The sequence below is a fragment of the Streptococcus sp. IMAU 99161 genome (assembly GCF_014435245.1).
In the GTDB taxonomy this organism is placed as follows: domain Bacteria; phylum Bacillota; class Bacilli; order Lactobacillales; family Streptococcaceae; genus Streptococcus; species Streptococcus lactarius.
This window is the reverse complement of the sequence record NZ_JAAPAW010000007.1, coordinates 504-13219: the sequence shown is the minus strand read 5'-3', so window position 1 is coordinate 13219 and position 12716 is coordinate 504. Positions and strand designations below refer to the sequence as shown.

Below are 12716 nucleotides of genomic sequence, written 5' to 3'. Positions count from 1 at the left end.
CCCCTGTATTTGGAAGGAAACCTTTGCGACGACCATTCGTTGACTTGGTCGTTCCAGAATGGTTGTTTGATGGTCCTTCTGGTGTAGTTGTTGTGCCAGCAGTAGGTGTTCCTGGTGTAGTTGTAGTACTAGTAGTAGGCGCTTCTGTAGTTGTAGTGCTAGCAGTAGTCTCTTTTGTAGTTGTAGCACTAGTAGTAGTCTCTTTTGTAGTTGTAGCACTAGTAGTAGTCTCTTTTGTAGTTGTGGTACTAGTAGTAGGCGCTACTGTAGTTGTAGTGCTAGTAGAAGGTGCTTCAGTAGTCGTAGTGCTAGTAGAAGGTGCTTCAGTAGTCGTAGTGCTAGTAGTAGGTGCTACTGTAGTTGTAGTACTAGTAGTAGGCGCTACTGTAGTCGTAGTAGTTGTAGTAGTTGTAGTTGTGCTAGTAGTTGTGGTTGTTTTTGGTTTTTCTTTTGGGTTGACAATTGTCTTCGTTACCGCATGGTCCGCTCCGCTAAAATCTTCAGCATTAACTGGGGTATCAGCAGTAGTAATGGTATAACCTTCAGGTGCCTGTAACTCAGTTAAGATGTATTTATCTTTTAAAAGACCGTTGACTGTGATATTCCCATCTTTATCGGTCACATATTCACCGATTACTTGGTTGTTGGCTTGACGTATCACTTTGAATTTTGCCCCAGCAAGAGGCTCGTCTTTATCGCCTACCTTATGGATATGAATGGTAAAGACATAACCGATACCTGATCCACCTGCAATTTGAACTGCAGCTTTGTTGATGGCTACTTTAGTTTCTATATCTTTCCCTTTTAAGGTAGCTTGGTTACTTAAAATTTCGCCATCGGCTGGTGAGTAATTTAAATGGACATCATACGTAATACGGTATTGATCCGTTTCACTGATATCTCCAAGATTCACAACAAATGATTGACCATTTTCACCAACAGTAACTGGATGTTCATTGGTTACATCCTTAGTATTATTAAATTGCCATTCACCATTTACATAAGACATCTCACCTTTTGTCACACGAAAACTATCTTTAACATAAGAAGCATTGGTAAATTGCAATTTGTCTTCTACTGTTACCTTTTTAATATTTTGCTTTAGTTGGTTCACAGAAATGCCATAGGAAATAGTCTTAGGATCATCTGAGTGAACCCAACTTGTTTTCTTTAAAAGGTTTGGATTACCATCACCAACACCTTTAAAGGTAACTTTACCTGCAATAGTTGTTTTGTTGTTAACCGTCACTTCAACCGGAATTTCTCCTTGTTGAGGGTGCTTCTTGAAGTCGATACGAGCGTAGAAATAAAAATTACCATGTGTATCTGAATGTTTCTCCGCATAATCCGTATAAGTTAATGAAATCTTTTTATTATCCTTATCCACTTTTGCATGAGCAATGACTTCATTGGTCTTTTCATCTTTAATATCAAAGCTTTGTGATGTAATGATCAAAGCATCTGATACAGTGATATCGGTTGTATCTCCTGCTTTAACATCCTTACCGGCTAAGTTAAAGTCGGCATTGATTCGGAATGTTGCCCATTCTCCTAATTCCCAATCAAGATTCCCACCTTCATTGTTAGACACTTGAACATTTAAAATGGTATCTACAAATTTACCAGTAATGGTTACTCCAGGTGTCTCGGCTGACGTTTTGGTCAGGCTGAGAGTGAAAAGAACCGTTAATAAAGCAAGGATAAATGCAAAAATTTTGATGTTTTTTCTATTATCCATTTTATCTTCCCCTTTTTTCATAAAAATCCTATTCCCACGAAACCATATGGTCAAACTGGTTGAGATCTGTATCCGCTCTGTAAGATCTCCAGTTTCCAAATTGAATCTTGAGAAAGACCCCCATATATTTGTTTTAGTAAGAAAAATATTTTAGTTTTAAAATTATTCCCTATAAGAGGAATTATAGCAAAATTAAAGAGTAGATTCAACCTAAAAATAGAATTTTTTAGCACACATTGTATGTCAAATGACTCATAAAGGTTTTTTATTTTCAGAAAAAACATGAAAATTACATGCAACTTACTGACTGAAAGGGAATTTTAAAAAAATTACGAATAATAGAATTGAAGGAACGCTTTTCAAAAAAGTGATGGTATAATAGAAGAGATAGAAACTATTTAGAATGAAAGAGGAATTATGATGACAAAAATTCGTGGATTTGAACTTGTATCAAGCTATACCAATCAGGACTTGCTTCCAAAACGGGAGACGACCCATGCAGCTGGCTACGACTTAAAGGTGGCAGAGCGCACAGTGATTGCACCAGGAGAAATCGTCCTCGTTCCAACTGGGGTCAAGGCCTATATGCAAGCGAGTGAGGTGCTCTATCTTTATGACCGTTCCTCTAATCCTCGCAAAAAAGGCCTGGTCTTGATCAACTCTGTGGGCGTTATTGATGGAGACTACTATGGCAACCCAGGAAATGAAGGCCATATCTTTGCACAGATGAAAAATATCACCGATCAAGAAGTTGTTCTTGAAGTTGGGGAACGTGTGGTTCAGGCTGTCTTTGCACCATTTTTAATCGCAGATGGAGATGAAGCTGACGGTGTTCGAACTGGTGGTTTTGGATCAACTGGGAAATAGAGGAATAAAATGGCAGACTATTTATTAGTTGTAGACATGCAGTCAGATTATGTTGCTGTAGGAAAAGCATATCATGAAGAACTGACTGCAGCTGTAAATGACAAAATTGCTACCTATCCCAGCGACCGAGTTATCTATATTCTCAATCGTTTTTTCTGGGAGAGAAAAGACAGAAAGAAGAAATTTGCGACCGGCTTGCTGCTTGTATCTTCTCGTATCTTTGAGAAGCGTCGGGCTTCTTGCTTTACTAATCCAGATTTAAAAGATTTTTTAGAGGGAAATGGTGCTAAAAGCATAGAATTTATAGGGGTAGATGGCAATGGCTGTGTCAAGGCTTCCGTTTTGGCAGCTGTCAAGGAGAATTATCAGGTTTCTGTCGATTTGTCTGCTGTCGGAGTTGCCAACCAGAAGAAATTCTCTAAAACACTGAAGCAGTGGCAAGATTGCGGAATCAAGATTGGATAGTTTTATGGGGATCTTAATATGAAAATTATTTTTGTCCGTCATGGGGAGCCAGATTATAGTATGCTTGATAAACTTGAAAATCCGCAACTCTATAGTGGTTTTGGTCGTGATTTAGCACCATTGACAGGAAAAGGTCGCAGTCTGGCAAAAGAAGTTGCTAAAACTGCATGTTTTGGAAAGGCAGAGATTATTATTTCATCGTCTGTGACGAGGGCTTTAGAAACAGCACATTATATAGCAGTTGAAACAGGATTGGGCTTATTTGTGGAGCCGTTTTTTCATGAGTGGCGTCCAGACATAGATGGCACTAACTCTGATTTAACTAGTGTATTGGTAGCTCATGAATATTATCTAAAACATCAAGGAGCTTTATCTGAAGATTCTCCTTATCGCTATGAAACTGATCTAGAGATGCGTCATCGTTTTTTAACAGCTTTGGAAAAATATAGAAATTATAAAACTATTATCATTGTAACTCACGGAATGCTCATGTGCCAGTTTGTGCCAAATGAGAAGATTGATTTTTGTCAAGTGATTGAGTGTGAGATAGAGATTTAGAAAGAGGTATCGTATAGCTAAGAAAAAAACGACATTTATTTGTCAAAATTGTGCCTACAATTCACCCAAATACCTAGGGCGCTGTCCTAACTGTGGTTCTTGGTCTTCTTTTGTCGAGGAGGTTGAGGTCGCAGAGGTCAAGAATGCCCGGGTGTCCTTGACAGGTGAGAAAACAAAACCCATGAAACTGGCGGATGTGACCTCCATCAATGTCCATCGGACTAAGACGGAGATGGAGGAATTCAACCGCGTCCTTGGAGGTGGTGTCGTCCCAGGAAGTCTCGTCCTCATCGGGGGAGATCCAGGGATTGGGAAGTCTACTCTCCTCCTTCAAGTATCGACCCAACTATCTCAAGTGGGAACGGTCCTCTACGTTAGTGGAGAGGAGTCGGCCCAGCAGATCAAGTTACGGGCAGAGCGCTTGGGGGACATCGATAGCGAGTTTTACCTATATGCCGAGACCAATATGCAAAGCGTGCGTGCGGAAGTGGAACGCATCCAGCCTAACTTCCTTATCATCGACTCCATCCAGACCATTATGTCTCCGGAGATTTCAGGGGTCCAGGGATCAGTTTCTCAGGTGCGGGAAGTAACAGCTGAGCTCATGCAGTTGGCTAAGACCAATAACATCGCCATCTTTATCGTAGGGCATGTGACCAAAGAAGGAACTTTGGCTGGTCCTCGAATGTTGGAGCATATGGTAGATACGGTGCTCTACTTTGAGGGCGAACGCCATCATACCTTCCGAATTTTAAGAGCGGTCAAAAACCGTTTTGGTTCCACCAATGAGATTGGAATCTTTGAGATGCAGTCAGGCGGCTTGGTTGAGGTACTCAATCCGAGTCAAGTTTTCCTAGAAGAACGTTTGGATGGAGCGACTGGTTCGTCCATCGTAGTGACTATGGAAGGGACGCGTCCTATTCTTGCAGAAGTGCAGGCCTTGGTGACACCAACTATGTTTGGAAATGCTAAGCGTACGACGACAGGGCTTGATTTTAACCGTGTAAGTTTGATTATGGCTGTTCTGGAAAAACGGGCAGGTTTGCTCCTTCAAAATCAGGATGCCTACCTTAAGTCTGCAGGTGGTGTCAAATTGGATGAACCTGCGATTGACTTAGCCGTTGCCGTTGCCATTGCCTCCAGCTACAAGGACAAGCCAACCAACCCGCAGGAGTGTTTTGTTGGAGAGTTGGGCTTGACAGGAGAGGTCCGTCGGGTCAATCGGATTGAGCAGCGGATCAATGAAGCGGCTAAGCTCGGTTTTACAAAAATCTATGTACCGAAAAATTCTCTGACAGGGATCACGACACCATCCGAAATTCAAGTGGTTGGTGTGACGACTCTGAGTGAAGTCTTAAAGAAAGTATTTCAATGGAAAGAAAAAGCCTAGATGCAAACGCTGAGGGCCTTTTTTCCGGTGTGACAAATCTTAAAGGCTCGTTTCTGACAGGACAGGTAGATTGTGGTACAATAATAGATAATTTGAATCTCAAAGTAAATGAAGGAGTGGCTATGACCTATTTTGATAATTTTTTAAAAGCCAACCAAGCCTATGTCGGCTTGCATGGAGATCTCCATCTACCGATCAAGCCTAAAACAAAAGTGGCCATTGTGACCTGTATGGATTCTCGTCTTCACGTGGCACCAGCCCTCGGTCTTGCCTTGGGGGACGCCCACATTTTGCGGAATGCCGGAGGGCGCGTGACCGAGGATATGATTCGCTCGCTCGTGATCTCTCAGCAGCAGATGGGAACTCGCGAAATCGTGGTCCTGCACCATACGGATTGCGGGGCACAAACCTTTGAAAATGAGCCCTTCCGTCAGTATCTCAAGAAGGAACTCGGAGTAGACGTGGGCGATCGTGATTTCCTTCCCTTCCAGGATGTGGAAGAAAGTGTCCGAGAGGATATGGAGATCTTGAAAGCTTCCCCTTTGATTCCAGAGGATGTGAAGATTTCCGGAGCCGTATACGATGTCAATACTGGCTTGATTTCAGAAGTAAAATAAATAAAGAAGAAAAGCTGTGATAGATCCCTATTTATAGATCTACTATGGCTTTTTTTGTTGTTTAAATTAAGTGTACCGATTGGGAAAAAATTTCAAAAACAGAGGGGGTGGGGGTATAGAATTCGGGGAAATATTAAAAATAAAACAATTTTATTACAACAAATTGACAAAATATGTCTATAATATTACAATTTTGTTTGTATCATGGAATCATGAAATATGAAAAAGGAGATCCTATCAAATGAAGGATGTATTTAATAGACGCCAGCGTTTTTCCTTGCGAAAGTATAGCATTGGTGTTTGTTCTGTTCTCTTAGGGACAGCTCTTTTCGCTGCAGGTGCCACTACGGCTTCTGCGGATGAAGCAACTGCCCCTTCAGATGCATCGACGTCGGCTTCGACGAAGTCTGCATCAAATAGCACAGTAGCAGCTGAACCAGCTGCCTCTAATGCCGGAGCTTCTTATGATGTCCCAGCAGCGAATGTCGATCAAGCAAATACAGGTGTTGCACAGGAAGTCAAAGCCCAATCTGAGGCTAATAAAGCAGCAGAAAAAGCTGAGGAAACTGCAAAAACGGCTACGAAAGCTGAAGAAGCTGTAAAACCAGCTGAATCTGAAGGAACAGCAAAACCAGCTCCAAAAGCTGAAACACCAAAAGCAACCGCTAGACCAGAAGTGAAAAAAGCTGATGAAAAGAGCCCAGCACACAGTGCTGTGTCAGAAGCAGCAAAACCAGCTGCTTCTACAAGCGCTGCAACTAGCGAAAGCTCAGAAGCAGCAAGCACAAGTGAAGCTGCAACACCAACAGTGGCCCTCAAGCCTAAAGTGCAAGTAGCCTCACTTCGTGGTACTGAAGCTCCTAAAGCAGATCAAGCAGCAGCTGAAGATCGCAGTGCAGTACTTGATCGTGCCGCAACTGATATGACGAACGGCGGAGCTTTGGCATCAGGTCGTAGCCGTCGTGGACGTCGTGCTTTGACAGACCACAATAACCAACCTATTGATGTTGAAACAACTTTGAAAACTGATGAAGAAGCAACTCCTACTATGGATGATCCAAATGGATCAGGTGTTTCATCTCAATCTGTACCAGCTGGTTATGAAAGAAAAGAAGGTGACTTCTATACATACGGTATCTGGGATTTAACGAAGTTTAATGAACGTTATCATACGAACTATTATGCACGTGCCTATAAGAGTTTTGATAATTCAACAGATACAACAGTTGAATTGATTAATAAAAATACGGGCGCTGTTGTTGAAACTAGGAAAATTACTGCTTCAAGTGGTATCCAAAAATTCACAACTACAACTGCTGCATCGAACGGAGAATTGACTTTCCAAGTAGATTACAATGAAGGTAGGGGAGCTGCTGCTGATAAATCAGATAAACCGTTTATTCAAAACGGTTACGAAGTTGGAGCAGCTATCAAAGCCTTAGTTGCTGCTGGCCATACCTTAACTCCAGCAGAGAAAACTCGTTACGATGCGGTTTATAATGCTCGTACGACAACGGATATTATCAACGTTGTTGAACCAGCTTACAATGGTCGTACTATCACAGATTCAAATGACAAAATCCCTGTCACTGTCAATCAAAAAACGCTTTATAAAGTAGTTGATAAAAACAACCCAACTTATGATCCTAATAAAACGGATAAAACAGCACAGACTTATAAACCTAACGGGAATGAAGTAGAACTTGCAAGTTATTCAATAACAGCTATGGAAGGTCAAAACTTCACTGCTTCTGGTGAACGTCAGTTTGTGAATTATAAACTTTATCAGACAGCTGACGCGAATGAAAAATCTGGTTATGTCAGCAAGCCTTACACTGTAGGTACCAGATTTATGGACGCTGAGCGTGCAGGAATCAAACGTATCAAGGAAATTGTAGGTAAAGACGGTACGGTTGTCATCCGTGTTTATCTTTTAGATCCAAGACAACAAAGCAAACGTTCAGATGGTACTTTGAGTACTGATGGTTATATGCTCATAGCAGAAACTGAACCAATCAAACCAGGGCAAGCCAATACAAAAGAATTGGTGGTTAAAAAGACACCGCTTCGTACGATTGCTTTCAGAGGTAATGATGGCGTCAACCATCCAAATGGTATTGAAGTTCCATTTGATTTCCAAGACGCTGCCGGTTATGTCCCTAAAAAGACGGTATTTGTTCCATTCTTGGGAGATAATATTGGTCACCTTTCTCCAAATGCCCAATTAGAGCGTGGAGTAAAAGGTATTGGTACCAACGTTGACTTGCTCAACACCTTAGTTCCTTACAAAGAACCTGTTTACTACTATGTAAAACCAGAGCCTGTAACAGTTATTCCTGAAGTTGAAAAGCAATTGGAAGGTCGTAAACTTGTAAATGGTGAATTTAGCTTCAAGATTAAGGAAAAATCTTCTGAACCTGGTGTGGAAGAAACTGTTACAAACAAAGATGGTAAAGCAACCTTCTCTAAATTGACATTTGATAAAGTAGGTACTTATACATACACCATCACTGAGTTACGTGGCAGAGATGCAAATGTTGACTACGATGACATGGAAGTGACCATGACTGTCACGGTTACTCAAAATGCTGCGGGTGATTTGCAAGCTAAAGTTAAATACAGTGCTGAAGGTGGATATAAAATAAGCGATGATGATAAGGTCTTTAACAACTACGTTGTCGCCCCCGTTAAGACGAAATTTGACTTCACCAAAGCTCTTGCAGGTCGTGCACTTAAAAATGGTGAGTTCAGTTTCCAATTGAAAGATGAGAACGGAACTGTTCTTCAAACGAAGACTAACAATGCTAGCGGTGTGATCGCCTTTGACGATTTGACATTCACAAAAGCTGAAGTTGGTGTCCATCATTACACTGTAGAAGAAGTTGTTCCGGCAAACAAAGAAGCTGGTATGCAATATGACCCAATGAAAGCTGCAGTAACGATTACGGTTACTAAGAATGGTCATGTTCTTAAAGCGGTTAACACACTTCCAGCAGACACTGAATTCAACAATACCTTCACCCCAACTGCAACCCAAGCACAATTCCGCTTCACAAAACGTTTGGAAGGTAAGACTCTTGAAGCCAATGCCTTCACCTTCGAATTGCTTGAAAACGGCAATGTGATCCAAACTAAACAAAACGCAGCGGACGGTTCAATCCAATTCGATGCAATCTCATACGCTGCTGCAGGTACACATACTTACACTGTACGTGAAAAAGCTGGAACAGATACCAATATCGATTACGATCCAATGAACGCTGTTGTGACTGTTAACGTCACAAAAGATGCTCAAACTGGTCTTTTGAACGCTGCAGTTACAATGCCAGCAGATACTGAGTTCAACAACTTTGCCGTTGCTCCTGTTAAGACCAAGTTCAACTTCTCTAAAGCACTTGCAGGTCGTGCCCTTAAAGATGGTGAGTTCACTTTCCAATTGAAAGATGCCAACGGAACAGTTCTTCAAACAAAAACTAACAATGCTAGTGGTGTGATCGCCTTTGACGATTTGACATTCACAAATGCACAAGTTGGTACTCACAAGTACACTGTTGAAGAAGTTCGTGGTTCAGAAACTGGTATGCAATATGACCCAATGAAAGCTGCAGTAACCATCACTGTCACTAAAGATGGTCATGTTCTTAAAGCAGTTAATACGCTTCCAGCAGATACTGAATTCAACAATACTTTCACTCCTGCTGCAACCCAAGCACAATTCCGCTTCACAAAACGTTTGGAAGGTAAGACTCTTGAAGCCAATGCCTTCACCTTCGAATTGCTTGAAAATGGCAATGTGATCCAAACGAAACAAAATGCAGCGGACGGTTCAATCCAATTCGATGCAATCTCATACGCTGCTGCAGGGACACATACTTACACTGTACGTGAAAAAGCTGGAACAGATACCAACATCGATTATGATCCAATGAACGCTGTTGTGACTGTTAACGTCACAAAAGATGCTCAAACTGGTCTTTTGAACGCAGCTGTTACAATGCCAGCTGATACTGAATTCAACAACTATGTTGTTGCTCCAGTTGTGACCAAGTTCGACTTCACTAAGAAGTTGGCGGGTCGCGCCCTTAAAGCAGGTGAATTCAGCTTCGTATTGAAAGATGCTGCTACAGGTGCAGTTGTTGAAACTGTACAAAATGATGCTGCTGGTAACGTATCCTTCTCTAACTTGTCATTTGACAATACTAAAGTAGGTACTCACACTTATACAGTAGAAGAAGTTATCCCAGCCAACAAAGAGTTTGGTATGACTTACGATGCCATGAAAGCTACTGTTACAGTTAAAGTTGCTAAGAATGGTCACTCATTGACAACTGTTACCAATGTATCTTCAACAGGTGGTAAAGATGCCAACGGTAACGCTACTGACGGTACTGCGGATAAAGAATTCAACAACAAAGTAACACCACCAGAAACACCTAAATTCCAACCAGAAAAATTCGTTGTAAGCAAAGAAAAATACGATGTTACTGGTAGAAAATTGATGGATGATGACGATGAGTTGACAGATGAATACGCTGAAACTAACGCAAATCCATATGCTGATGGTGTTGCAAACAACGAACCAGAAAACTTGAATACCAAGACTGTTAAACGCGGTTCTAAATTGGTTTACCAAGTATGGCTTGATACAAATCAATTTACTGAAGCAAACAACGTTCAATACGTTGGTGTATCCGATAAATACGATGCTGACAAATTGACAGTGAACGCTTCAGACATCAAGGCTTACGATTCAGTTACTGGTGCAGATGTGACGAACAAGTTCGACATCAAAGTTGAAAATGGTACCATCACTGCAACTTCTAAAGAAGAATTCATCAAAGATAAAGTAAACAATCCAGTTATCGATACAACTAAGTTCGAATTTGGTCGTTACTATAAATTTGATATTCCAGCAACTGTTAAAACATCTGTTGCGGCTGGTGCTGATATTGAAAATACAGCTAACCAAACAGTTCACGTTTACAACCCAGTAAGCAAGACAGTTGAAAAACCAAACAAACCAACACAAAAACGTGTCAACAGTGTTCCAATTCCACTTGATCTTAAATTCACGAAGACTCTTGCTGGACGTACGCTTCAAGCTAACGAATTCGAATTCATTTTGAAGAAAAATGGTACAGAAGTTGAACGTGTTCACAATGATGCAAGTGGTAAAGTAAACTTCAAGACACTTGAGTTTGGTCGCGATGATCTTGGTAAGACTTACAACTACACTGTAGAAGAAGTTCGTGGTGCTGATAGTACCGTTACTTACGACCCAATGGTTGCGACTGTGAAAGTTGTGGTTTCTCACGACGGTACAGCTAAAGCAATCGTAGCAACTGTCACAGATGCTGCTGATAAAGAATTTAACAACCGTGTCACTCCACCAACAGAACCTAAGTTCCAACCAGAGAAATACGTTGTATCTAAAGCGAAATTCGATATCACAGGTACGAAGCTCGTTGATGACGATTCTGAATTGACAGATAAATATGGTGAAACAAATTCAAACCCATATGTCGACAATACAAACAACAACGAAGCTGAAAACTTGAATACTAAGACAGTTGAACGTGGCTCTAAACTTTACTACCAAGTATGGTTGGATACAACTAAGTTTGACGCAAATAACAAAGATAACATCCAAACAGTTGGTATCTCAGATGACTTTGACGAAACGAAGTTGAATGTTACTGCATCTGAAATCAAGGCTTACGATTCAGTCACTGGTGCAGATGTTACTAACAAGTTCGATATTGCTATTAATAACGGTATTGTGACAGCTAACCTGAAAGCAGGCTTCACGAAGTCACTTGGCGACGCTGAAAATACTCAAGTAATCGATACAACTAAGTTCGAATTTGGCCGCTACTATAAATTTGATATCCCAGCAACAGTGAAAGACGATGTCGTAGCTGGTGCTGATATTGAAAACAAAGCAGCTCAAGTTGTGAACTATTATGACCCAACTCATAAATCTGTAACACCAAAAGAAAAACCAACTGAAAAACGTGTTAACAGTGTTCCAATCTCAGTAGAATTCAACTTCACTAAGAAATTGGAAGGTCGTGCGCTTAAAGCTGGCGAATTCACATTCGAGTTGAAAGACAGCGACAATGTTGTGATCGCAAGGACAACCAACGACGCAGACGGTAACTTCAAGTTCGTACCAGTTGATTACACAAACAGAGCTGGTGAAACTGTCACAGCCCTTAAGTACAAGAAGGGTCAAGAAGGTACTTACACTTACACTGTAACAGAGGTGAAAGGTACAGACTCGACTGTCACTTACGACCCAATGGCTGCAGTCGTAACGGTTAAAGTCAGTCACGATGGTACAGCGAAAGCCTTGATCACAAACGTGACAGATCCTGCCGATAAAGAATTCAACAACCGTGTCACTCCACCAACAGAACCTAAGTTCCAACCAGAGAAATACGTTGTTTCTAAAGCGAAGTTCGATATCACAGGTACGAAGCTCGTTGATGACGATTCTGAATTGACAGATAAATATGGTGAAACAAATACTAACCCATATGTCGACAATACAAACAACAACGAAGCTGAAAACTTGAATACCAAGACAGTTGAACGTGGATCTAAACTTTACTACCAAGTATGGTTGGATACAACTAAGTTTGACGCAAACAACAAAGATAACATCCAAACAGTTGGTATCACAGATAACTACGACAAGGATAAATTGACGGTTACTGCATCAGACATCAAGGTTTACGATTCAGTTACTGGCGCAGATGTAACAACTAAGTTCGATATTGCTATTAATAACGGTATTGTGACAGCTAACCTGAAAGATGGCTTCACGAAGTCACTTGGCGACGCTGAAAACACTCAAATCATTGATACAACGAAATTCGCATTTGGACGCTACTACAAGTTCGACATCCCAACAACAGTGAAAGCTGATGTTCCTGGTGGTGCAGATATCGAAAATACTGCGGCTCAAGTAGTGAACTACTACAACCCAACAACGAAGAAAGTTGAAAAACCAAGCAAACCAACTGAAAAACGTGTCAACAACGTTCCAGTTGACGTGTCATTCAACTTCACTAAACGC

At 41.2% G+C, this 12716-nt stretch carries 7 protein-coding genes; 6 read left to right on the top strand and 1 reads right to left on the bottom strand.

Annotation, left to right across the window (positions count from 1 at the left end; all coding sequences use genetic code 11):
* Window positions 1-1738, bottom strand: a 1738-nt coding sequence (locus HA044_RS03720) for an Ig-like domain-containing protein (protein ID WP_187539429.1), incomplete at its 3' end; no start/stop codon positions are given.
* Window positions 1739-2158: 420 nt separating this feature from the next.
* Here HA044_RS03720 and HA044_RS03715 point away from each other — a divergent pair.
* The 6 genes from HA044_RS03715 to HA044_RS03690 all read left to right on the top strand — a co-directional run.
* On the top strand, window positions 2159-2605 hold the full coding sequence (locus tag HA044_RS03715; RefSeq protein ID WP_187539434.1) for a dUTP diphosphatase: 447 nt from the start codon (window positions 2159-2161) through the stop codon (window positions 2603-2605).
* Between the two features lie 9 nt (window positions 2606-2614).
* Window positions 2615-3070, top strand: a complete 456-nt coding sequence (locus tag HA044_RS03710; RefSeq protein WP_120701521.1) for an isochorismatase family protein — start codon at window positions 2615-2617, stop codon at window positions 3068-3070.
* An 18-nt stretch (window positions 3071-3088) separates the two neighbouring features.
* On the top strand, window positions 3089-3628 hold the full coding sequence (locus tag HA044_RS03705) for a histidine phosphatase family protein (protein WP_187539427.1): 540 nt from the start codon (window positions 3089-3091) through the stop codon (window positions 3626-3628).
* A gap of 13 nt (window positions 3629-3641) precedes the next feature.
* A complete protein-coding gene (gene radA / locus HA044_RS03700; RefSeq protein ID WP_187539431.1) occupies window positions 3642-5018 on the top strand; it encodes a DNA repair protein RadA in 1377 nt (458 codons plus the stop codon).
* A 122-nt stretch (window positions 5019-5140) separates the two neighbouring features.
* Window positions 5141-5635 (top strand): carbonic anhydrase, encoded by a 495-nt coding sequence (locus tag HA044_RS03695; protein ID WP_187539425.1) that lies wholly within the window; start codon window positions 5141-5143, stop codon window positions 5633-5635.
* Window positions 5636-5876: 241 nt separating this feature from the next.
* Window positions 5877-12716 (top strand): Spy0128 family protein (locus HA044_RS03690; protein ID WP_187539423.1); only part of this gene is annotated, 6840 nt, incomplete at its 3' end.